Source organism: Prevotella sp. oral taxon 306 str. F0472, from assembly GCF_000257925.1.
In the GTDB taxonomy this organism is placed as follows: domain Bacteria; phylum Bacteroidota; class Bacteroidia; order Bacteroidales; family Bacteroidaceae; genus Prevotella; species Prevotella vespertina.
In genome coordinates, this window is sequence record NZ_AJIN01000072.1 from 1 (window position 1) to 23,563 (window position 23,563).

Below are 23,563 nucleotides of genomic sequence, written 5' to 3' on the forward strand. Positions count from 1 at the left end.
ATATCATCGTCGCTCATAATCTCAACCTTAATCAACTTACTACGATTTACGTATGGGTTACTTGAGCGAGGGATAAAACAGAGATAAGCTGCTTTGTGATTAAGGGTGAATTTGTAATTACTGCCCGCCTTGTTACCTGTTGCGATACCAAAATCGCCCGATTCACCTGCATGGTCGAAGTTATTTGGGGTAGACTGTGTTTGTTCTTTCTTAATCTCTACTTGTGGTTGCGTCCCTGTCACATCCTTGTTTGTATATAGAATGTCGTGCGAAGCACCAGTATAAGTACCAGAGAGGGCAAACATTCCTTGTGCCTTATTAGTAGCAACGGGGAATGTTACAGCTCCGCTCTGTTGCCAGTGTCCTCCATCATCTTTTACCCATATCTTGTCTGTGCTACTCCAATTTACAGAAGCATCTGAACCCTTTGTATGATTAAGAATTGCGGTACGTGTTGTGGCTTCCGTTTGAGAAGTACCTGTAAAGACGGTTGTACCGGCTGGGATATTGTCTTTCTTTTGTTTGTTCTCTTGTGCAACGTCGTCATTCGCACAGCTAGCAGCAAACAACAAAGCAGCGAAGCCGTAACATATACCTCGCATTACTGAAGCGTTAGTTGTTCTTTTCATAAACTTATTCATTTTCGTTTTCCTTTCTTATAATCTTTAGTCCTTTTCTGTATTGTCCCAAGAAAAACCTTCCTGGTCTTCGTCTTCTTCTTCGTTAAAGAAGTTACGCTTTGCATCGCCCGTTACCGTTCCTGACTGAATCTTTCCAGCATTACCACTGGCAGTGCCTAACAGGGCTTCTGCCTCCGTGCAAATGATGTTGCATTGAGGCTTTTGATAAATCTTTCTTTCAGTTGCTATCATTTTGTTTTAAAGTTAAAGGATACAGAGTTAATGTATCCATTGTTTTATTGATTAAAAATAGTTGTTATTTCGTGCTTAATTTCTCTATATTTCGGTTTAGGTACGGACACAAAAAAAGAACAAAGGAAACTCCTAGAAGTCCTTTGTTTACAGGGTTTGCGGCACGCTTCGCGCGCGTACGCGAGAAGAAAAAAATGTGTAATTTACGTCTGCTCTACTAGAGAGAGAGAGAGAGAGAGAGAGAGAGAGAGAGAGAGAGTATACAATTATTTGGAACTACCAAATTATTTACTATCTTTTTCTTATATTTAGATGTTAAAGAATCCAATGCAATAGCACGTGCATTTACACCTTTATTATATAAGGCGCAAACATTAGCTTGATTGAAATTCGTTATTTGTAACATCTTATTAATAAGTTAATTCTCACTCAACGGGCGCAAAGGTAATAAGATAAAATGGAATGGGCAAGGAAAAGAAGAAAAAAAAGCCTCACCCCCAACCCCTCTCCGAGATGGAGAGGGGAGTAAATAGTACTGTTTGCAGGGGATGAGAAAAGGATTTGCTAAGAAAGTGTAGGGTTGTTTAATTAGCAAATTTAATCTTGTGTGCGTCATATCCCACAAGGATAGGACCTTGAATCAGCTTACCTTCAGGGCTATAATAGAACACTCTGCTTGGTTCTGAATACTTGGGAGTGTCAATAACGTAGATGTAACCTTTACTGTCTACGCTAACCTGTGATGGTGAGATGAGCCTTTCTAAGTCTAATTCTTTCTGCTCTTTTGTGGCTATGTCATAAGTAAAAGCTTTGTTTACTACAAAACGTTTAAGTGTGTAGTCGTATTGGGTAGAGAAGCAGATCAATCTGTTCTTTGTCTTATCATAACCAAAGATGTTGGCTTTGCATAGTGTTGTGACTTGGTCAGTCTTGGCATCAATGACTTGCACAGCAGCATCCTCCCCATGGAATGAAGATGCGAAGTAAACCTTATCATCAACAGAATAGCTTTGGTCGTAAGGATTCAAAGCAACTTGAAGTTCCTTTATCTTCTTAAAGGTATTGAGGTCGACTACTGATACTGACTTTCCTGTTCCATCATAGTTATAGTCACTCATATTGACATAAAGCTTGCCATTAGCCACAGATAGAGCCTCTGGATGTGAGCCAACGATAACTGAATCGATAATGGTTTTCTTATAGTCATTGGGGTTTACTTTATATACCTTACCCGTGTAAGCAGAGAAATAGACATATTTACCATCAGAAGCCAAGAATCTTGGTTGTGTGTTATGGAGTTTCACTCTGTGCTCTAATTTCCCTAAGCGGTTAAGAATTTCAAGTTTTGACGAACTTGTACTTGTAACGATAATCTTGTTACCAACGATGATAAGGTCTTGTGCATCGCCAATCCCTGTACCATTCTGTGCCTGATATGCGTCATAATAAAGGAATGGTGCATTAGGACGATTCCCCGTATTATAGTCAAGCAGACCTACGGTGCCGTCATTCTTCATGTAATTACCAGCACAAGGAATGTAGGTGTTAGTACTTGACAGGCTTGGCTGGACGCCATCATCATTGCCATTGTCATCACTACAAGCGGTGAATGTGAGCGCAGACATGAGGATAATGCCTAACGCAAGTAGATTCTTTTTCATTGTCTTCATTGTTTTGTTTATAATTGATTTTACTTAATCGTTCTTTACTCAAAGTTCCCAGCTTACAGACAGTCGCCAGTTGGTGCCTGGCATTGGATAGAAGCGAACGACCTCATAGTTCTTATTGCCGAGATTGCGCACGTCAAACTGTATTCGTAATTGCTGCTTATTGATGTTGAACTCCCGAGAGAGTGTGATACTATGGTCGGTAAAGGCTGTCATACGGTTATGTGGAATGTTATATCCTAAGGTGTATCGTTCTCCCATAAGGAGGACATTGTATCCGAAATCTAGCCAAGGGGAGTGTATCAATATGTTTGCAGAGCCTGAATGGTGAGGTGTATAAGCTATTTGGTCTCCATAGGATAGCTCCGAAGGATCAGTCCTATCGGTTGCACTTAGGTAACTATAGCTACCTGTCGCACTCACGGTCCAATCATTACCCCATCTCTTCTCTATGTTTGCTGATACATCCAGCCCTAATTGGCGCACTTTCCCAGCGTTCATCATCTGCCAATAGAACATCTTTGGTACCGCAATAATCTTATCGGTAACATTGCCGAAATACCCATCAGCGGTCAAGGAAAGCTGGAGTGTACGATTAAAGGTGTGCGAGTAAGTGGCACCAAGGTTCCACAGGCGTGACTTCTCAGGGTTCAGATGGCGGTTACCGATACCTGTATAATAAAGTTCATTCAGTGTTGGAGTACGGAAGATGTCCTTATATCCAAAGCGGAGGCGGAAGTCTTGCAGACAACGCCACTGCATACTGAAGGCAGGCGATAGTCTGTGGAATCCGTCTGAAGCGTTCCCTTGCTTTACACGTTCGTAGATATTCGTTGCGAGAAGAGATGCATTGACACTGAAAGAACCTATCTGATAGTTGGCTGCTAAGGCTGTCCACAGTGAGTTGCGAGTTGGGTTGGCAGCTTTCGGAAGAGTCATGGATAGATGGTTATGCGCATAATCCTGTGCGAAGGAAAGGTTTAATCCCTGCAAAGGATTTGTCCACAGCGCCGCTGTAAGGTAAGTCTCGTTCTGTCGGTAGGTATCTTCTTTATATCCACTGGCAGGTATATCAGAGTAGCGCGACCAAGCGTAATTCCATTTAGCAGCCGCTTTCATCTTGATGCGATTGCTAAATCGGTTTTCATAGAGCATTTGCGTAAAGACATTCTTATCTTTTAGACGTTCTGCAGAGTAAGTGTTGTCATAGATGACAGCCCCTGGCAATCCTCTATTTGACGTGAAGCCGTAAGCCTTCCACTGTAATGTTTGCTTATCCGTGAGCTGATAGCTCATATTCAGTTCACCTCGCCACGTCTGTATGTCACTGTTGTTTCTACGCTCATGGATAGTCTTGATACCATTCTTTAGCGTGAACCAATAAACTCCGTCAGCCCTTTCGTAGCTTGTGTATGCGCCAATCCCAAGACGTGAGAACTGCTGATGATAGAGTAGGGAGGGTGCAAAGAGACCATAGCTACCCGTGCGCAGTGTTGTGGTGAGGTGTGGCTTGCGATCGGATACGCCTTGTAACGTACTGATATTGATGAGTCCTGCCGAGGTATAAGCCTTTGCACTCTGATAGATATTGTCCTCTTGTCCAATCTGCAAACTAACGAGTGAGACGTTATCTAGTGTGAAGCGGGAGAGATCTACCTGTCCACTCTGGCAGTCGCCCACCTGTACTCCGTCATACGTAACGCCCGTGTGCCCAGCCCCTAAGCCTCGAATATTGACAGTCTTCATACCGCCTACACCGCCATAGTCCTTCACCTGTACACCAGCAAACCGTTTCAGCGCATCGCCCATGTCGTGTATGCCGAGACGCTCCATATCCGAGTGTGACAGAGTCTGTATCGGTGTACTTGCCAATACATTCCCAGGAATACGGAAGCCTTTGACCACCACCTCCTCTATCGTCTGTGTGGAATCATTGGTTACGATTTGTGCTGTCATACTCAAAGGGCATAACAACAGAAAGAAGCCAGCCAGTTGCCTCATCTTCTTATAATGGATCATAATGGTTCTATGCAGTGCCCTTCCTCGAGAGATGCAATGACTTGCAATGGCAGGTCTTCTGACTTGTTATCCAATGTAGGTAAGCACCTTCCCGGTTTTATATTCACCAGTGGTATCAGCTTACCAATGAGAGACAACTTACAGCTGCGGGACAGTAGCGGAATCTCACCGCTTTCCCTTTTTAATCATGTAATGTTAATGAACCTATTGCGCGTGCAAAGATACTATAAAGGGGAGAGATAGGCAAATAAATAATGTGATTTCATGGTTGTTCTGATATTTATGACAGGCTCTCCCAGTTTTTCTCACCTGTTTGCAAATCGTGTTTCACTTGTTCCAGCATTCTTTCTCACCCGTTTCCCATTCCTGTCTCACGTGTTGCGCATCATTGACACACGCATATAAAGTTAGTCTCACCATGATGAGACACAAGTTTCACCATGGTGACACAATAGTTTCACCGTGGTGAGAATATATTTTCACCATGGTGAAAATAAGAAAAGATACGGAACTCAAAGATGCAAGACGCATGAGAAAGGAATGGGGAACGGGTGAGAAAGAATTCGGAAACCTATTAGGCAAAGAGCGCAAATAGGGTTCTGAACACATCGTTTCAAGGTTTGAAACAAAGAGGGACGCTTATGAGTTATGTTTCAGTAGATGTCGCATTGGGTGTCCCCCCCATGTGTTCTCACCTACAAACGTGAAGCCTATGCGCTTGTAGAGACGCTCGGCTTGCGGGTTGCCAGTGTCTACTAATAGTCCTGTTGGTAGGTTCATGCGTTCGCCCTTCTCGATAGTAGCACGGAGAAGTTTTGTGGCAATGCCTCGACCTCTATGGCTGTTGCTGACGCAGAGAGAGTCGATATAAAGTTCACCAGCTGCCGTTTCGTCTTCCATGTTAGAATAGTCTCTACCGAAAGTCTGCTTTGCCCCATCTATAAATGCTTGGCGTAATTCGTGGAGCTTAGCCCCGTCATAGCTTACGCATACGCCTGCTATTTCGTTGTTCTCCGTCATAGCAACCAGTGTGTTACGATAGGAATATTGCGAATCCTCTCGTTCAACTAATTGAGTCATCAACTGATGGAACTCATCTAACGTATGTTCTGGTCCTGCAAACCACTGGCAGCACTCGTGGTTCATAGCCTCCATAATCATTCGTGCTATCACTGCCGCTTGTTCTTTTCGTGCTTCTGTAATCTTAATCATGGTGCAAAGGTACGGAGAGAATATGGTATTTCATGGTTCTACTTGTATTATTCTTTAGCATTTATCATAGTTTCTCATAGTCATTCCTAACGTGTATAAACGCAATTACCCTCTCTAATCATGTGATTGGAGAGGGTAATATGTTTAGCTTTTACCTTGTTTTATAGTGCTGTGAATGCTGCTACGAAACCAAAGATAATACCAGGTGTGTTGGCAATAGCCAATGGCCAGTCGCGTTTCTCCTTGAATAGTCCGTATGCAACCCACAAGGTGCAGTTGATACCTGCCATAAATGGCTGAATGAAGGTTCCCTTGTGTCCTGCGAGGTTATTCTGTATTTGTGGGAAATAGAAGATATACATTAATACTGATGTTATCATACCAACCCATCCCATTGAGGTGAAGAACTTTTCTTTTGTCATAATCGTAAGTCTATAAATGTAATATACCTATTGTTTGTTATCTCTGTGCGTTATTAATTGTTATCTCTGTCGTAAGCGGATTCGTCTTTACCAATGCAGAGGAGGATTAGCATCATCAACAATGGTGTACCTAGTATGCTGAAGAAAATCCATAGTGCTACGCTTCTGTTCCTCTTGCGTGCCATGATTGCAACGAAGAAGTACCAGATAAAATAAAGTACTGCAAATATGATGAACGTAATGAGGGAGATAGTTCCTCCTAAAAGGCTTGACACTGCGTCTTGTGCGCCTGCGTTGTTAGTAGCAAAGACTGACATTACCGTTAGCATTGCCAAGCCCATTGTGATTAATCTCTTTGACTTCATTATCCTAATAATATAATTGTTATTGGCGGCAAAGGTAATGCTTTTTAATTAAAACATATCTAAAGGCGCGATAGAAAAGACATTCTTTAATAGTGATAGATAGTACAATAACTTATTATAAGGTTGCAAGTTTACAATGATTTTAGTATGTTTGCAACCGATAATGTACTTTGCTTATGCGTACCATCTTTTATATACATAACATAAGGAGACTTATAGCGATCCTTGCTTTGACGATGATCATTCATATTGTATTGCTGTTCTTGCGAGCCTGTAACGAAGGAAGTAACTTCCATTTGGATGTTGATAAGCAAGCTTTCGTGGTGGAGAATGGTGGTGTATGTGGGTTAGGGCTGTATGTAGAAGGTGATAGCGTAGAGGATAACTTCATTGTTATTGATAAACAATCTTATGTGGGCTGGGCTCGTGGTGAAGCTTCTATACTTTATATAAACCATCTTCCATCTAGTTGTAGGATAGTCCGAGATGATGATACTCTCAGAATGCAACGGCTTCCTTTGCGCCCCAATACTACTTATTATATCAGCCGTAGTGGTGGCTGTCAGCGATTATGCCCAATATGTATAAGGGTTGATAAGAATGGAAAAGTGTATGAGTCTGCGGTTCCAGCCTTTCAATAGCGAGAAGTTATGCGCCTACATAATCCATTTCATTACGCTTAATAATGAGAGGATAGCGTTCTGGGTGCTTTAAGCTATCTATCTCAAGATCTACGTTCAAGTCCGGCCACTCAATCGCATTTCGACCAGACATCTTTACATTTAATACGTTATTGATACTGGCATCGCGCATCCATGGAATACGATTATAAGATAAGAAATAATCGTTGCCACAAACAGACAGCATAATACCTTGTGCGTTAATCATTAATACGCTTACCGATGTGTCGACGGAATGATTCCTTGAAGTCGTCTCCATATTGCTCAACTATTTTTCGTATATTATTCAGTTCATGTTGCGAAAAGCCATAATTGTTGGCTAATTCAATCTTGGGTTCAAGCCAATACTTTGCTTCATTGTCTCCATTAATAACGTGTATGTGCATTCGTTCTTCTTCATTGGAGAAGATTTTAAATGTGTATCCATTCTCACGTTTAAATACTGGACTCATATTGCAAACTTTATTATTCTGCGCCAAAGATAGTGAAAAATCCTCGTATCGCCAAATCACGTATATTAATTAAACCTCTTCTGTATTGCATCCATAAATGGTGTCAATTCACGGTTATGCACGCGACCATAGCGATCAATCATTTGTAGAGAATAGGCAATGTAGAGACGGCGTTTGGCACGTGACATAGCTACATAGAACTTGCGAGCATCTTCTTCGTCTTGCTTTTTACTCTTGTTGAAGGCGTTGGGATAACGTCCGTCGGCTGCATCAAATACTATAACATTGTCAAACTCCAGTCCCTTTGCCTTATGTACTGTCGTAACATAAACACGCTCACGGATACTCTTACTATTGCAGAAGTCGGCTTCTTTCAGTGTGTTGATATCCATAATATATTGGGAGAGTTGCTGCACAAGCGCATTTCCTATTGCATTGTCCGTCAGCATATCTATGCGTAGATAACGCAAAACATAATCTAATCGAGGAATCTCATTGATTAATCCATCTGCACGCAAGGCGTTGTAAGCAGACGATAGCTCCTGAACGAGGGCGGGTTCTTCGTTCGTAGCTAATACATAAAGATGTTGAACACCATTCAAATAAAGTTCTCCATAGTTGTTGCGAAGGGTATTTATGAATGGTTTTACCTTTGGATGTTGGAGAAAAGACAGTTGCTGTGGTTGCTTCTCACGTGCCTTTTCGGCACAAAGACGGACGAGGCTCACCGTTGCTCCCACGTCATCAATAGCCTGATGACTATTCTTTCCTGTCAGTTGGAACGTCTCTAAGAGCGATTCTAACTTATAAGAATGAAGGCTCGGAGAGAGAAGTCGTATCAGTTTTAGCGAGTCGAAGCATGGGTTCTTATGGGCTTTCAGTGTGTCGTTGCAATATCTTTGCAGACAATTATCAATGATATTGTAATCGTAATTGGCGTTATGTCCGAGGATAGGACGTGTTCCAATGTAGGCAAGAAAGCGTTGCAAGGCCTCTTGAGGAGTGATAAGTTCCTCTGCAGCGAGCTTCTCATGATAGATAGCATACATAGGATTGTCTTTGTCGCCAAGCTTTGGTAAGATAGGCTTGTCAGTCTTTATATAAAGGTCGAGCGGCTCTCCAACTATTTCCCCACCTTTAATCTTCATAGCTGCAATCTCTATAATATCATCAGCAAATACGTCTAAGCCCGTTGTTTCAGTATCGAATACAACCATTTCTTCTTCATCGTAAGCTTTAAGAAACTCTGCCGTGTAGCATGTATCAGGATAAAGAAGGAAGTCGGAAGGCGAAAGTGCGAGTTGTTTCAGTTTCCAATTGAAGCGTCGTGCCAAAGCATGTGAAGGAAAAGCACGCACACCTTTCATTATACGTGTCCATGCAATAGAGTTATGTTCGTTGGCAAGAACACTGAGATGTGACAGTAAGAGCTTAACATCGGGTGTATCAAAGAGGTCGCGACCAGATACCTTAAAGTGTGTCAGTCCTACTTTGTCCATTGTCTCGCTAATATGATCTGCATCTGAATTAGAACTGACTATCACTGCCGTTCGTTCTTCTTTGTTTTGTTCATAAAGGTTATAAGCTACATCTGTAACCTCTTGTCGTTCCGAGTCAATCGTACTACTATGGATAATTCGTAAGTCATCGGGCTTAGCTTTCACATCATTGTCAGAGGCAGGAAGCAACTCACGGTCTATCTTCAGTTGTTTTTCTGCGTAATCGTTAAAGACATCAAGCAGGTACTTTGGTGAACGATGGTTTCGTTGCAGATGATGAATATTACCTTTACACCGCATCTTGAGCAGTGTGAGTGTCTCCACTTTGGCACCCATAAAAGAGAATATTGCTTGTTGTTCGTCTCCCAGATACATCACCATTGGATTATCTTTGGCAGTGAGCAAGTCAATGATAGCGAGCTGCATACCATTGAGGTCTTGCACTTCATCTACCTGAATCCACTTATAACGCTTACATGTATCATCGGTACTGTAGATGTCGTAAGTCTTTAGTAACAAGTCTTCGAAGTCGAGCAGATGGTTCTCTTCTTTGTATTGAGCATAACATCCAGCATAATACATCTTCCAAAGCAACACACGAATCCTATCGGCAGTCTTTGCATCAAGTCCTGGCACATTGGCTTCGTCCATGTATTGCTGTGCATGATGATAGATATCAATCACAGCCTGTTCGTTATATTCTCTCTTCTGCGACTTGCATATCTGCTTGATAGCCTCTCGGTCATTGTCCGTGAAACTCTCTGGGTGGAGGTAATACTTCCACGGATGTTGGTATTCCATCTGATAGATGAAGTGCTGGAAGAAGATAATCGTCTGATAACCCTTATATCTATTGAAGTCTCTTGTTACTCCTTCCTCATCTTCGTTACGATAGTCGGCAATGATACTCACGGCTTCCTCATCGTCAATAATAGCGGAGTCTGCAGGAATCTTATCTTGCTCGAAAAGGAACTTAGAGCAGAACCGATGTACATTACCCACCATCAGCTCTGTGCTATCGCCTCCAACAACCTTCTGAATACGATTCGTCATCTCCCTTGCGGCACGGTTAGTGAACGTAAGACAGAGCATATCCTCGTATTGAACACCCTTTTCCTTTGCATATCTTATTCTCTCTGCCAGTATATGTGTCTTACCACATCCTGGTGAAGCCAGTACAAGATGGTACCCGTGGCTTGCCTCTACTACGGGTATTTGATACTTATCTAATAACGTAAACGAATTGTTGGGTTCCATAGGTTCTTATCTTTATGGGCGTTAGAAGCCTTTGCAAAAGTAAGAAAAAGATCGGAAATAACTTACGATCAGCTTAAGGAATAAAAGTAAAGTGGTATCTTTGCAAGCAGATTTAAGGATTAAACTATGCAAGACTTTGCAGCAATTGATTTCGAAACAGCGAACTTTGAACGGAGTAGTGTCTGTTCCGTGGGCGTTGTGATTGTTAGAGGTGGTGAAATAGTGGATAGTTTCTATTCTCTCATACAGCCCGAACCGAATTACTATCATTGGCGTTGTACACAGGTTCATGGTCTTACGCGTGCAGATACGGATGAAGCACCAGTGTTTAGTGAGGTATGGAAGCAGATAGAGCCATTGATTGAAGGCTTACCTTTGGTGGCACATAACGCCCCATTCGACAAAGGATGCCTGCGAGCATGCCTTATGACTTATCAAATGGATTACCTCGACTATGAGTTCTTCGATACGTTGAAAGCGGCACGACGTATTCTTCCTCATCTCCCGAATCACCAACTACAGACCGTTGCGGCTGCATGCGGTTACGATTTAACCAATCATCATCATGCCCTTGCCGATGCGGAGGCGTGCGCTTGGATAGCCAAGGAGATATTGTAAGATTCTGCCCGTCACTCGTTGAAACTAATACCTTACAAAAGCGAAAAACACACATAGCCCATCTTATAGGATAAGCAGAGAAAACGAAATGTATACGTATTGCATTTCATTTTCCCCGTATTCGCTTTCTTTTCTCAAGTGTTCTGCATTGTTTTGATACGTATATAATCGTATTATCTAAGCGTGATAAAGTATTATCTAAGTCTGATAATTAATTATCACGCTTAGATAATTAATTATCAGACTTAGATAATATGAAAACATACGTATTCCGCAAATACAGAATAAGCACGGAAATAATACAAGATGCGTATAAAACAGACACGGAAACCGCAAGTGAGCGTAGTTTATAAGGCTACTAAAAAGATTCTTAGCCGTTCTTGAATATACCATTCCCCTACCCTTCCACCTGCAAATACCTATCATAAAATCATACAAATAGCAACGGAAACGAATCGGAAACATATACTTCATGAGTCGCAAAGACGATACGCACCAGCCGTTCCACGCCTGCAAAAGTGGGACTTACTATGCCTGTCTAATACAAATATTCATCTTAGCCATCACGGCGGTTGGCTTTTTTTTTGTACCTTTACGGGCAGAAATAAAAATAAATTAAGATGCATTTTAAATGGAACTATACACCACCGACAACCGAACAGAGTAATGCTGCTAAGGAATTAGGTGATAAGTTAGGCATGAGCCCTACACTTGCATCTCTGCTCATACGCCGCGGGATAACGACGGAGAGTGCTGCGAAGAGATTCTTCCGACCACAGCTGGCCGACCTCATCAACCCCTTCTTAATGAAAGATATGGATGCCGCCGTTGACAGGTTGAACGACGCAATGGGGCATAAGGAGCGTATCCTTGTTTACGGAGATTACGACGTAGATGGGTGTACAGCTGTTGCGCTGGTCTATAAATTCTTACGACAGTTTTATTCTAACATTGATTACTATATCCCCGACCGATATGATGAGGGTTATGGGGTGAGTAAGAAGGGAATTGATTATGCCGCTGAAACGGGTGTGAAACTTATTATCATCCTCGATTGCGGTATTAAAGCCATAGAAGAGATTACCTATGCTAAGCAGCGAGGAATTGATTTCATCATCTGTGATCATCATGTGCCTGACGAGACTATGCCGCCCGCAGTGGCGATATTAAACCCCAAAAGACCAGATGACTCTTATCCTTTTAAGAGTCTATGTGGCTGTGGTGTGGGCTTCAAGTTCATGCAAGCCTTTGCTAAGAATAATAATATTCCGTTCTCACGTCTCGTTCCCCTACTCGACTTCTGTGCCGTTAGTATAGCCGCCGACCTTGTGCCAGTAATTGACGAGAATCGTATTCTTGCCTTCCACGGATTGAAACAGCTCAACCAGAATCCTAGCTTAGGACTTAAAGCGATTATTGACATCTGTGGGCTGAATGGGCGAGAACTATCCATGAGTGATATTATCTTCAAAATAGGACCGCGCATTAATGCCAGCGGAAGAATGGAGAATGGTAAGAAGAGTGTGGATCTATTAGTTGAACGCGAGTATAGCCTAGCGCTCAATCAGGCAAAACATATCGATGAATATAACGAACAACGCAAGGACGTCGATAGGCAGATGACGGAAGAGGCGAACCAGATTGTGGCGCGCCTAGAGAGTCAGAAGCACCAATCCAGTATCGTACTGTATGACGAACACTGGAAGAAAGGCGTCATCGGTATTGTTGCCTCCCGCCTCACTGAGATATATTTCCGCCCGACAGTTGTACTGACCCGTGACGAGAATCTTGCTACTGGTTCTGCCCGTAGCGTAGCTGGTTTTGATGTCTATGCGGCTATCAAGAGTTGCCGTGATTTACTTCTAAACTTCGGTGGACATACTTATGCGGCTGGCTTAACGATGAAGTGGTCGGACGTTAAGGAGTTCCGTAAGCGGTTCCAAGCATACGTAGAGGAACATATCGAACCAGAACAGCGAGAAGCCATACTAGACATTGATGCCGTCATAGACTTCAAAGATATTACGAAGAAACTGCATAGTGACTTGAAGCGATTCGCACCTTTCGGGCCTGCAAATCCTAAACCTATCTTCTGTACGTTGGATGTGTACGATTTCGGAACAAGTAAAGTCGTTGGACGTGAGCAAGAGCATATCAAGCTGGAACTCGTTGATTCGAAATCAAACAATGTTATGAATGGTATTGCTTTCGGACAGAGTGCGTCGGCACGATACATCAAATCCAAGCGTTCGTTTGATATTGCTTATACCATCGAGGACAATGTCTTCAAACGTGGAGCTGTGCAGCTGCAGATTGAGGATATAAGACCTACAGAGGAGTAATAATCGTTGACGAATGTAGGGTGGTCATAAGTAAGATTTAGGCTGAATAGCCCCTTCCTACCTTCAAAGCCCAAAGGTCAAAGATCAAACGCCCAAGTTTAAAGTTCCTAGCTTCTAGGTCAAAGTCTAAACACTAAAGGTCAAACATCAAAGCTCAAAGTAGCAAGTCCAATGTCCTATCTTGACATTCTTCATAAGTACTGGGGGTATCCCGACTTTCGTGGTATTCAAAGAGAAATTATCGAAAGTATCGGTGCGGGGAAGGATACCTTAGGACTAATGCCAACAGGAGGAGGTAAATCACTAACCTTCCAAGTACCAGCATTAGCCCAAGATGGCGTGTGTATTGTCATTACCCCGCTTATCGCATTGATGAAAGACCAAGTGGAGCACCTTCGACACAAAGGAATAGCTGCAGCAGCTATCTACTCTGGGATGAGTAGAGATGCAATTGTAACAACATTGGAGAATTGTATCTTTGGTGGCGTTAAGTTATTGTACATCTCGCCCGAGCGCATTAGTTCCGATCTCTTCCAAATCAAACTAAAACACATGAAAGTGAGTTTCATCACGGTTGATGAGGCTCATTGCATTAGTCAATGGGGTTACGACTTCCGCCCATCCTATTTGCAGATAGCGGTAATACGAAAGCTCGTACCCAACGTACCTATCCTTGCGTTAACTGCCACTGCTACACCTGACGTTATTGACGATATACAGGAACGACTCGGTTTCACAGAGAAGAATGTCTTCCGTATGAGCTTCGAACGAAAGAATCTTGTGTATGTTGTCAGACAGGCGGAAGATAAAGAGGCTGAGATGGTTCATATCCTTCAATCAATACCAAAGACGGCTATTGTTTACTGTCGTAGTAGGAAGAGAACGAAAGAGATTGCGCAACTGCTTATGCAGTATGGTATATCCGCAACATGGTATCATGCAGGACTGGAGCCAGCCGTGAAGGATCAACGTCAAAGTGAATGGCAACATGACAAGGTGCGTGTTATAGTTGCAACAAATGCCTTTGGTATGGGAATTGACAAAGCCGACGTGCGCGTGGTGATACACATGGATTGCCCTAGTTCGCTCGAGGCTTATTTCCAAGAAGCGGGACGCGCAGGGCGTGATGGGCAGAAGGCTTATGCGGTTTTACTCTATAATGGGCATGACAATCGAACGCTACAAAAGAGAGTCGAAGACACGTTCCCCCCTAAAGAATATGTACAACAGGTTTACGAGCACTTAGCTTATTTCTATCAAATAGGCGTGAATAGCGGTGAAGGCTGTACGTTTGAGTTCCCTATTGATAAGTTCTGTGCAACATTTAAACACTTCCCTATCCGAGCCAACGCTGCGTTGATTCTATTACAACGAGCTGGATATATTGACTACGAACCGAACCCAGATAATAATGCACGTGTACGGTTCTTGCTAAGACGTGATGACCTTTATCGACTTGATTCATTAAGCGAGAAAGAGAATGATGTCGTCATATCTCTACTTAGGAACTATGGTGGATTATTCACTGACTATGGTTATGTCGATGAGAGTTACATAGCGCAAGAGGCTGGTCTTGACCGCAATCAAACTTATATGGTGCTTATAAATCTAAGTAAGAAACGCATCATAGATTTCATTCCTCGTAAGAGTATTCCGCTCATTAGCTATAAGAGAGATCGTGTTGATGGTAGCGACGTCATACTGGATAAAAGTGTTTACGAAGAGCGGAAGGAGCAATTCCAGAAGAGCATTAATTCTGTTATTAACTATGCACAGAACAATAGGGTTTGTAGGAGTAGACAGCTGCTCTATTATTTCGGAGAGAAGAAATCAGTAGATTGTGAACAGTGTGATGTATGTCTCTCTCATTCTCATCACGATGATCACAACCAACAAGAGGAGATAAAAGAAAAGCTCCTCGCAATGGTAGCTGATGGTGAGAGACATCATGTGACAGAGGTTAGACAGCTTGATGAGGATTGGGATATGGTCACCAAGGTTATGAAGGAACTAATGGACGAGGAACAATTATTAATGGATGGGAGTTACCTTATTCTATCAACCAAATAACACCCTGCACCTACAAGCCTCTGTTTCCTCACAAAGCTCATTGCTCTTTGTTATTCTCACATTAAAGTCTAAGTCTGAATCACGCTGCTCACGATAGAAATGTAAGCGATCTCCTTGATGAGACTCTGCTACGTATGCAATCTCAAGACGCTTAATTGTATGCTGACGATACCAATCTAAATCCCACAAGTCAAATATATGTTCAATATACTTAACGGAGTTGATGTGCCCATTCACATCCACATCACTATAATAGGTATCAATAGAACGAATAAGTGAAACCTTATCTGTTATCTTCACACGTGATGACTTACTAATCGGACAAATATAGTCTTTCTCTATGTATTCATTAATAAGACCTTCACGGATAGCAAAAATATCTGAAGGCTCACGAGTACCCGTGTCGATGAGTGCCCAAACGCTTTTACCATATCCATAAATGTGTCCCGACTCACTAACGACCTTAAAGTTGCGGCTTGTAAAATACTTCATAGCATTATCAACCCATGTCTCAACATAAAACTTGTCGTATGCTTTAGGCATATCCTCCATTTCAATAGCGAGACGACTCAACACCCATGTTTTGTTGATAGTATTAAGATAATTCATGCCATAACATCGCTCATTGCTATGAAAATCAGCTGCATTAAGCATGTGATTACCTAAATGTCCCATGAATAGATGATTAGAGAAATCGCAATGAAAAGGTTCTGTCATAAACTCATATCTCCCTATCTTTGATAACTTTTCCATCTCTCCCATATTTAATAAACAATGTAGCAATACGAATCAATCCCAACTATTGGACAATCATTCTACAACTAAATCACTCAACAGAACTTAAACCCATTCATCTAGAATAAGAAAAAGGGATGCACCCCTTGAGGTACATCCCATATTACTTTATAGAAGGTTTAACTTCTTAATTTGTATGACTGATTACTTTACGTAAACAACAGCCAAACGGTTAGAAGTTACACCCTGTACACCCTTACCAGTTGCCTCGTCAACGATAACGCCACGACCCTTGAGGTAGTTAGCAACTACGTCAGCACGAGCCTGTGAGAGACGATCGTTAAGTTCCTTAGAACCCTCTGGAGAAGCTGTACCAACAACCTGAACGTGAACACCCTCCTTAACGTTGTTAAGAGCAGCCTTAGCGTCGTTTGTAAGAGCAGACTTACCCTGAGCGAATGTTACGAATACGAGGTCAGATACAGTGAACTCCTTAACCTTAACAGCAGGAACCTCCTTAACAACCTCCTTAGTGATAACCTCTGGCTTACGGTTGCGAAGCTCATTGATTTGTGCGTTCAATGCATCGATCTCAGCCTGATCACGTGGAACAACGATTGTGAAGTTGTGTGTGCCGTTAGAATTCTTGAACTTGTAAACAAGACCAGCATTCAACTGAACGAATGAGTTGTTGATGTTGTAAGCTGGCTGACCTGCCTGTGAAGCTGCCTTGTAACCATACTCCTGATGATCAGCTAAAACTACTGGATTCAAAGCATTACCAGTTGCAACCACTTCCTTGTTCTTTGACTGACCCAAGAATGCGAAGTTGATAGAAGGCTCTACATAGAACTGGAACTGCTTTGCTGAACCGAAGTTGAAAGCGAAGTCAAGAGCAGCCTTAGAAGTCATACGATTACGCTGATTCTCAGTAGCAGCCTTAACAGCCTTGTCGTTTGTAAATACGTGCATCCAACCAAGACCATAGAGTGCGCTAACCTCAAATGCACGAGGCTCACCCTTGTAACCACCGAAGAGGTTGCTCAAGTTTACAGTACCGAGTAAACTAACGTTTGTAGCGCGAACTGCTGTACCTGTTGAGTGCCAAGGCTTGTTTGAGAAGTAAGCATTACCTTCAACTGCCAAACCAAAGACTGGAGTGAAGTAACGACCAATACGAAGACCAGCATTTGGATCGAGGTCGCTCAACCACTTGTGGCCAGTAGTCTTAGTAGCAACACCACCATTAATACCAACGTAAACGTTGTCAAAAGCCTTGCTCTCTGCTACAGTCTGAGCAGAAACTGAAGCTGCCATAGACGCAGCAGCTAACATCAAAACTAACTTTTTCATTGTCTCTCTGAATTAATTAATATTTATAAATTATACAGTATCAACACTTTAATCGGCTGCAAAGTAATAAAAAAATAATGAAACAGCCAAATCTTTTCCATAAAAAGTTTACTATAATAGGGGTATAGTGAACAAATTAAACTATATTAGTGGAATAATAGAACAATCTAATATACGAAAAACTTAATAAGGTGTGCTTAAATGAACACTATCTTTTATAAATAGATTAAGGAGCCCATAGCATCACTGCTGGAGCCCCTTAAACAAATTAGAGAGTTATAAAAAATCAGGTTGCTTTGTATATCATTTTACTGCTGAACGATTATCTTCATACCTTCTTCCACAGCTTGCATATTCAATGGAATTAAGTTATGATGACGTTCTGGCAGACTCTTATAGAGTGCTTTCTTCAAGCCGTCAGTACTTACAACAGGACAAACCTTAAGCAATCCGCCTAGGACTATCATATTGAAGACTTTGGCATTCTTCATCTCAGCAGCCTTATCCATCGCATTGATTCGATAAACTATGATATCCTTACGAGCTGGTGGATTCATGACACCATAACCATCATATATAAGGATACCACCCGGCTTTACCTTTGGTTCGAACTTATCTAATGAAGGCTGATTTAGAACAATAGCAACATCGTACTTACTTAAGATAGGCGAAGATATGCGCTCATCACTGATGATAACAGTCACATTAGCTGTACCACCACGCTGCTCTGGACCATAAGCAGGCATCCATGTTATCTCTTTATCTTCCATTAGCCCTGAGTAAGCAAGAATCTTACCCATAGAGAGTACACCTTGTCCACCAAAGCCACTAATAATTATCTCTTTTTTCATATTACACCTTTATTATATATAGAGAAAGACTAAAGATTGGTTGTATCTTTTAGATCGCCCTTCTCATATTCAGGGAACATATTCTCACGCATCCACTCATTCGCCTTTACTGGAGAGAGTTTCCAACCACTGTTACATGTTGCAACAATCTCTATCAAGGAACTACCTTTCCCTTGCATACTTGCCTCGAAAGCTTTGCGAATAGCACGCTTTGCCTTGTTAATAGAGGCAACAGTATCTACACTCTGACGAGTTACATAACAAGTTCCCTTCAAATGACTAGCAAGTTCGGTGATATTTAAGTTGTAACCATGTAGTTCTGGTTCACGACCATAAGGACAAGTTGCTGTTTTCTGCCCCATCAATGTTGTTGGTGCCATCTGACCACCAGTCATACCATAAATAGCATTATTGATGAAGATGATTGGAATATTCTCACCACGATTCAACGCATGAATTGTCTCAGCAGTACCGATACATGCCAAGTCACCATCACCCTGATAAGTGAACACTAGACGGTCAGGCCATACACGCTTAATACCAGTTGCTACAGCTGGAGCACGACCATGAGGCGCTTCCTGCCAATCAATATCAAGATAGCGATAAGCAAATACAGCGCAACCAACAGGGCATACACCAATAGCCTTATCGGTCATCCCCATCTCTTCGATTACCTCTGCAACTAATTTATGAACCACACCATGTGAACATCCAGGACAATAATGCATTGTCGTATCATTCATCAAGGTCGGCTTCTTATACACCAAATTCTCAGGTGAAATTATATCATTTGCCATAATATATACGCCCTCCTCTCTTACTTTACTAACTTTTCTTTGAGTGCATTCACAATCTCTTCTGGATCAGGAACGATACCACCCAAACGCCCAAAATGTTCTACAGGTAAAGCACCTTCAATCGCAAGACGAACATCCTGTACCATCTGACCAGCGTTAATCTCACTAACCAAGATTCCTTTCTTGCCTTTGCAAAGATCTACAAGCTGCTTACTTGGGAAAGGCCAGAGTGTGATAGGACGGAAGAGTCCAACTTTCAAGCCTTGCTCACGAGCTAGCTCGACAGCCTTCTCACCGATACGTGCAGCACTACCAAAACTTACGATTACATAATCGGCATCCTCACATTGCTGTGTTTCGAAGCGCACTTCATTCTCACGTATCTGACGATACTTCTCCTGCAAATGTAAGTTTCTTTGTTCCATTACCTCTGGCATTAACTCCAAAGAGGTGATGATATTAGGCTTACGACCTGCTGTGCGCCCCATAGAAGCCCACGGGCACTCTTTACGAATCTGTTCTTCTGTACGACGAGGTTTCATTGGTGGGAGAACAACCTTCTCCATCATCTGACCAATCACACCGTCAGAAAGAATCATTGCAGGGTTACGATACTTGAATGCTAACTCGAAAGCCAAGTCAACAAAATCAGCCATCTCCTGTACAGAATTTGGCGCCAATACAATCACATTGTAATCGCCATTACCGCCACCACGTGTCGCCTGGAAGTAATCACTCTGACTTGGCTGTATCGTTCCAAGCCCAGGACCACCACGCTGTACATTTACAAATACACCTGGGAGCTCTGCACCTGCCATATAACTGATACCCTCTTGCATTAAGGCGACGCCTGGTGAAGAAGAACTTGTCAATACACGCTTACCAGCACCAGCACCACCATAAATCATATTGATGGATGCCACTTCACTTTCAGCCTGTAGGACAACCATTCCCGTGGTCTCCCAAGGCTTCAAAGCAGCTAGTGTTTCTATAATTTCACTCTGTGGAGTGATAGGATAACCGAAGTATCCGTCCGCACCACAACGAATTGCAGCATGGGCGATTGCCTCGTTACCTTTCATCAATTTTACTTCTTGTTCTGCCATAAATTACCCCTCCACTTTTTTACGATAGACTGTAATACAGCCATCAGGACACACTGTTGCACAAGCTGCACAACCGATACAATCATCTGGTTTAGCAGACTCAACAAACGGATATCCGTGGACATTTACTTGTTTCTGAGCCAAGGCAATCACATCTTTCGGGCATGCAACGATACACAACTGGCATCCTTTGCAGCGATCAGTGTTCACTACGATGGCACCTTTCATCTTGCTCATAGTTTTTGTATTTTAAGGATTATACGCATCCTTGTTATAGAAGTTTAGAATATTCTCTAGCATCTCTTTTGCTACTACTGCCGGCGAGTTAGGATCCAGTTCGATAGCCTCCATATAATTGGCTAAGGCATTCTGCCAGTCTCCTCGTTGCCGACACTCATTGCCGAGCTGTAGATATTCTTCTGCTGTCATCATTTATAATATTCTTTCTTGCCTGCTGCAAGTGTATTCTTCATTAAAGAACAAATCGTCATCGGACCAACGCCTCCTGGTACTGGTGTGATGAATGAACATAACGGAGCTACCTCATCAAACTTCACATCACCATTCAAGCGATAGCCACTCTTACGTGTTGCATCGGGTACACGCGTCGTACCAACGTCGATAACTACAGCACCTGGTTTAACCATATCGGCTGTTAAGAAATCGGGGCGCCCAATAGCTGCAATAATAATATCAGCTTCCTGACATTCTTTCTTCAATGTCGCTGAATGCGAGTGGCAAACTGTTACGGTTGCATCTCCATATTGCTTCTGCATCATGAGCTGTGCCATAGGCTTCCCAACGATGTTACTTCTACCTAAGATAACGCACTTCTTACCAGAAGTTGGAATATGGTAATGCTGCAACAGTGTTAGGATACCTAATGGTGTTGCTGATATAAAGCATGGTAAACCGATCGCCATTCGCCCCACATTAACTGGATGGAAGCCATCCACGTCTTTGCGATAATCAATAGCCATGATGATCTTCTGCTCATCAATATGCTTTGGTAATGGGAGTTGCACAATGAATCCATCAACGTCATCATCCTTATTTAACTTGTCCACACAAGCCAACAACTCATCCTCGGTAACATCAGTCTCGTAACGGATAAGCGTAGACTTAAAGCCACACTGCTCACAAGCAATAACCTTGTTCTTTACGTAAGTCTCACTTCCCCCATCGTGCCCTACTAATATAGCAACCAAATGTGGTTGTTTTCCACCTGCCTTTGTAATGGCTTTTACCTCTTCCGCAATCTGCTGTTTGATGGCTGTTGCGGTTGCCTTACCATCGATTAACTGATATTCCATAGCTTATATTATTATTGTTTGTTGATGATTCTTCTCACAAGCCTTTCGGCATAGAGGGCATACCAGGCATACCTTTCATCTTGCTCATCATACCAGCCATCTTAGAACCTGTAACCATCTTCATCATCTTACGCGTTTGGTCAAACTGCTTAATGAGTCGGTTTACTTCCTGCAAGCTAGTACCTGAACCCTTCGCTATTCTCTGGCGACGTGAGTTATTCAATACCTCTGGATTCGTGCGTTCCCTTGGTGTCATACTCTGTATGATAGCCTCAATACCCTTGAAGGCATTATCGTCTATATCTACATCGCGGATAGCTTTACCCACACCAGGAATCATCGAAGCGAGGTCTTTCAGGTTACCCATCTTCTTTATTTGTTGTATCTGGTTGTAGAAGTCATTGAAGTCGAATTGGTTCTTCTGTATCTTCTTCTGCAAGCGTTTCGCCTCTTCCTCATCGAACTGCTCTTGTGCTCGTTCCACCAAAGAGACTACGTCACCCATACCTAAGATACGATCTGCCATACGTCCTGGATGGAACACATCAATAGCTTCCATCTTCTCGCCAGTACCTATGAACTTGATTGGCTTGGTTACGACTGTGCGAATTGACAAAGCAGCACCACCACGTGTATCACCATCGAGTTTCGTTAGGACAACGCCGTTGAAATCCAATCTATCATTGAACTCCTTTGCGGTGTTAACAGCGTCCTGACCTGTCATGGAGTCTACAACGAACAGCGTTTCATCAGGGTTTACATGATTCTTGAGACTCTCAATCTCATTCATCATCTCCTCATCGACTGCCAGTCGACCTGCGGTATCGATGATTACCACATCATAGCCTTTCGCCTTTGCTTCTGCGAGGGCGTGATCAGCTATCTCATTAACGTTCTTGCTCTCTGGCTCTGAATATACTGGAACGCCCACCTGTTCGCCAACAACCTTTAATTGGTCGATAGCTGCAGGGCGATATACGTCACAAGCAACCAACAAAGGGTTCTTATGTTCCTTTGTCTTCAGCATGTTTGCTAACTTACCAGAGAATGTGGTCTTACCAGAACCCTGCAAACCACTCATTAAGATAATGGCTGGACGGCTTGTAAGATTTAGCCCTACTGACTCGCCACCCATGAGTTCTGCTAACTCATCATGCACTATCTTCACCATCAACTGACCTGGTTTAACGGCTGTAAGCACGTTCATACCAAGCGCCTTTTGCTTTACTGTATCGGTAAATGACTTAGCTACCTTATAGTTGACATCGGCGTCGAGTAATGCTCTACGAACATCCTTTAGGGTCTCCGCTACATTGATCTCCGTTATCTTTCCCTCACCTTTAAGGATCTTAAAGGAGCGTTCTAGACGATCACTTAAATTCTCAAACATTGCTTTAAAGTGTACTTATTATTCTATTTCTATCATACAAAGATAGCAAAAAGAGACATAAAACAGCAAGCCAGTGAGTAGTATTTTAAAATATTTTAAAACACTTGTTACACTTTCATGCGCACATAAATAGGCTTTGTGCAGAAATATATCTGCAATCGAGCTGGAATATGTTTGACAGCTGTAAGGTTACTTAGGCTAAATACAACGTTAGTGGTATGTAATACATTCTGGGCGTAATATATATAAAAAAGGTGATGAAATAGATCCCATTTCATCGCCTTATATCATGGACGAAATTGACACGTATGTGTGAACGAAATAACACGTATGTGTCAAGTGGCATAACACATACGTGTCATTGCGCTGACTCGTATGTGTCAATTTATCGCTACATATCAGAGACTAAAACCCGCTCATAAATGCAAGGAATAACAGCAAATAATAGGAACGAACGCTCTTCTATATACGAAAGGGGCGTTTCCTCGTTGCGAGAAGAGCCTCTCGTTCATACAAGGAAACGCCACTATTGAATTGTACTAT

Annotated in this window: 23 protein-coding genes, 1 pseudogene and 1 riboswitch; of the genes and pseudogenes, 4 read left to right on the forward strand and 20 right to left on the reverse strand. The window is 42.4% G+C overall.

Annotated features, from left to right (window positions below; genetic code table 11):
- The 8 genes and pseudogenes from HMPREF9969_RS11905 to HMPREF9969_RS11935 all read right to left on the reverse strand — a co-directional run.
- A pseudogene (locus HMPREF9969_RS11905) lies at positions 1-641 on the reverse strand (hypothetical protein); the annotation flags it as partial.
- 24 nt (positions 642-665) lie between these two features.
- Entirely contained in the window at positions 666-872 is a 207-nt protein-coding gene (locus HMPREF9969_RS11910) for a hypothetical protein (protein WP_009436115.1), read from the reverse strand.
- 217 nt (positions 873-1,089) lie between these two features.
- A complete protein-coding gene (locus tag HMPREF9969_RS13255) occupies positions 1,090-1,278 on the reverse strand; it encodes a hypothetical protein (RefSeq protein ID WP_083835330.1) in 189 nt (62 codons plus the stop codon).
- A 178-nt stretch (positions 1,279-1,456) separates the two neighbouring features.
- Positions 1,457-2,533: a YncE family protein gene (locus tag HMPREF9969_RS11915; protein WP_009436138.1), complete on the reverse strand. Its 1,077-nt coding sequence runs from the start codon at positions 2,531-2,533 to the stop codon at positions 1,457-1,459.
- A 48-nt stretch (positions 2,534-2,581) separates the two neighbouring features.
- The gene (locus HMPREF9969_RS11920) at positions 2,582-4,558 is read right to left on the reverse strand and encodes a TonB-dependent receptor plug domain-containing protein (protein ID WP_009436132.1); all 1,977 of its coding nucleotides are present in this window, start codon (positions 4,556-4,558) and stop codon (positions 2,582-2,584) included.
- A gap of 30 nt (positions 4,559-4,588) precedes the next feature.
- A riboswitch (cobalamin riboswitch) is annotated at positions 4,589-4,781 on the reverse strand.
- A gap of 416 nt (positions 4,782-5,197) precedes the next feature.
- The gene (locus HMPREF9969_RS11925; protein WP_009436125.1) at positions 5,198-5,770 is read right to left on the reverse strand and encodes a GNAT family N-acetyltransferase; all 573 of its coding nucleotides are present in this window, start codon (positions 5,768-5,770) and stop codon (positions 5,198-5,200) included.
- A 161-nt stretch (positions 5,771-5,931) separates the two neighbouring features.
- A complete protein-coding gene (locus HMPREF9969_RS11930) occupies positions 5,932-6,192 on the reverse strand; it encodes a SemiSWEET family transporter (protein ID WP_009436121.1) in 261 nt (86 codons plus the stop codon).
- Between the two features lie 53 nt (positions 6,193-6,245).
- Entirely contained in the window at positions 6,246-6,557 is a 312-nt protein-coding gene (locus HMPREF9969_RS11935; protein ID WP_036895793.1) for a hypothetical protein, read from the reverse strand.
- 236 nt (positions 6,558-6,793) lie between these two features.
- On the opposite strand from HMPREF9969_RS11935, the gene HMPREF9969_RS11940 reads away from it, so the two are divergent.
- The gene (locus HMPREF9969_RS11940; protein WP_050899984.1) at positions 6,794-7,198 is read left to right on the forward strand and encodes a hypothetical protein; all 405 of its coding nucleotides are present in this window, start codon (positions 6,794-6,796) and stop codon (positions 7,196-7,198) included.
- Between the two features lie 7 nt (positions 7,199-7,205).
- Here HMPREF9969_RS11940 and HMPREF9969_RS11945 read toward each other — a convergent pair whose 3' ends face one another.
- The 3 genes from HMPREF9969_RS11945 to HMPREF9969_RS11955 all read right to left on the reverse strand — a co-directional run bounded on the left by HMPREF9969_RS11945 (position 7,206) and on the right by HMPREF9969_RS11955 (position 10,445).
- A complete protein-coding gene (locus tag HMPREF9969_RS11945; RefSeq protein ID WP_004382653.1) occupies positions 7,206-7,445 on the reverse strand; it encodes a DUF2442 domain-containing protein in 240 nt (79 codons plus the stop codon).
- Positions 7,438-7,689, reverse strand: coding sequence for a DUF4160 domain-containing protein (locus tag HMPREF9969_RS11950; protein ID WP_009436141.1), 252 nt, complete (start codon positions 7,687-7,689; stop codon positions 7,438-7,440). Before HMPREF9969_RS11950 ends, HMPREF9969_RS11945 begins: the two co-directional genes overlap by 8 nt.
- A gap of 65 nt (positions 7,690-7,754) precedes the next feature.
- Entirely contained in the window at positions 7,755-10,445 is a 2,691-nt protein-coding gene (locus tag HMPREF9969_RS11955) for a 3'-5' exonuclease (protein WP_009436099.1), read from the reverse strand.
- A gap of 126 nt (positions 10,446-10,571) precedes the next feature.
- Here HMPREF9969_RS11955 and HMPREF9969_RS11960 point away from each other — a divergent pair, with 126 nt between their 5' ends.
- The 3 genes from HMPREF9969_RS11960 to HMPREF9969_RS11970 all read left to right on the forward strand — a co-directional run bounded on the left by HMPREF9969_RS11960 (position 10,572) and on the right by HMPREF9969_RS11970 (position 15,475).
- Entirely contained in the window at positions 10,572-11,063 is a 492-nt protein-coding gene (locus HMPREF9969_RS11960; protein ID WP_009436108.1) for a 3'-5' exonuclease, read from the forward strand.
- Positions 11,064-11,683: 620 nt separating this feature from the next.
- Positions 11,684-13,405, forward strand: a complete 1,722-nt coding sequence (gene recJ, locus HMPREF9969_RS11965; RefSeq protein WP_009436120.1) for a single-stranded-DNA-specific exonuclease RecJ — start codon at positions 11,684-11,686, stop codon at positions 13,403-13,405.
- Positions 13,406-13,576: 171 nt separating this feature from the next.
- Positions 13,577-15,475 (forward strand): ATP-dependent DNA helicase RecQ, encoded by a 1,899-nt coding sequence (locus HMPREF9969_RS11970; RefSeq protein ID WP_009436103.1) that lies wholly within the window; start codon positions 13,577-13,579, stop codon positions 15,473-15,475.
- On the opposite strand, the gene HMPREF9969_RS11975 is transcribed toward HMPREF9969_RS11970, so the two are convergent.
- From HMPREF9969_RS11975 to ffh, 9 genes are all read right to left on the reverse strand, one after another.
- Positions 15,464-16,228 (reverse strand): acyl-[acyl-carrier-protein] thioesterase, encoded by a 765-nt coding sequence (locus HMPREF9969_RS11975; protein ID WP_036895799.1) that lies wholly within the window; start codon positions 16,226-16,228, stop codon positions 15,464-15,466. The two genes, HMPREF9969_RS11970 and HMPREF9969_RS11975, sit on opposite strands and share 12 nt — an antisense overlap.
- Positions 16,229-16,414: 186 nt before the next feature.
- Positions 16,415-17,563 carry an OmpA family protein gene (locus HMPREF9969_RS11980; RefSeq protein ID WP_036895802.1) on the reverse strand — a complete coding sequence of 383 codons (1,149 nt, stop codon included), beginning with the start codon at positions 17,561-17,563 and terminating at the stop codon, positions 16,415-16,417.
- Positions 17,564-17,871: 308 nt separating this feature from the next.
- Positions 17,872-18,414 (reverse strand): 2-oxoacid:acceptor oxidoreductase family protein, encoded by a 543-nt coding sequence (locus tag HMPREF9969_RS11985; RefSeq protein ID WP_009436094.1) that lies wholly within the window; start codon positions 18,412-18,414, stop codon positions 17,872-17,874.
- A 29-nt stretch (positions 18,415-18,443) separates the two neighbouring features.
- The gene (locus tag HMPREF9969_RS11990) at positions 18,444-19,211 is read right to left on the reverse strand and encodes a thiamine pyrophosphate-dependent enzyme (RefSeq protein ID WP_009436127.1); all 768 of its coding nucleotides are present in this window, start codon (positions 19,209-19,211) and stop codon (positions 18,444-18,446) included.
- Positions 19,212-19,231: 20 nt separating this feature from the next.
- Positions 19,232-20,317 (reverse strand): 3-methyl-2-oxobutanoate dehydrogenase subunit VorB, encoded by a 1,086-nt coding sequence (locus tag HMPREF9969_RS11995; protein WP_009436092.1) that lies wholly within the window; start codon positions 20,315-20,317, stop codon positions 19,232-19,234.
- Between the two features lie 3 nt (positions 20,318-20,320).
- A complete protein-coding gene (locus HMPREF9969_RS12000; RefSeq protein ID WP_004382635.1) occupies positions 20,321-20,554 on the reverse strand; it encodes a ferredoxin family protein in 234 nt (77 codons plus the stop codon).
- A 12-nt stretch (positions 20,555-20,566) separates the two neighbouring features.
- Entirely contained in the window at positions 20,567-20,746 is a 180-nt protein-coding gene (locus tag HMPREF9969_RS12005; RefSeq protein WP_004382634.1) for a tetratricopeptide repeat protein, read from the reverse strand.
- Positions 20,746-21,630 carry a bifunctional methylenetetrahydrofolate dehydrogenase/methenyltetrahydrofolate cyclohydrolase FolD gene (gene folD, locus HMPREF9969_RS12010; protein WP_009436113.1) on the reverse strand — a complete coding sequence of 295 codons (885 nt, stop codon included), beginning with the start codon at positions 21,628-21,630 and terminating at the stop codon, positions 20,746-20,748. Before folD ends, HMPREF9969_RS12005 begins: the two co-directional genes overlap by 1 nt.
- 34 nt (positions 21,631-21,664) lie before the next feature.
- Positions 21,665-23,020 carry a signal recognition particle protein gene (ffh, locus tag HMPREF9969_RS12015; RefSeq protein ID WP_009436110.1) on the reverse strand — a complete coding sequence of 452 codons (1,356 nt, stop codon included), beginning with the start codon at positions 23,018-23,020 and terminating at the stop codon, positions 21,665-21,667.
- Positions 23,021-23,563: the final 543 nt, after the last annotated feature.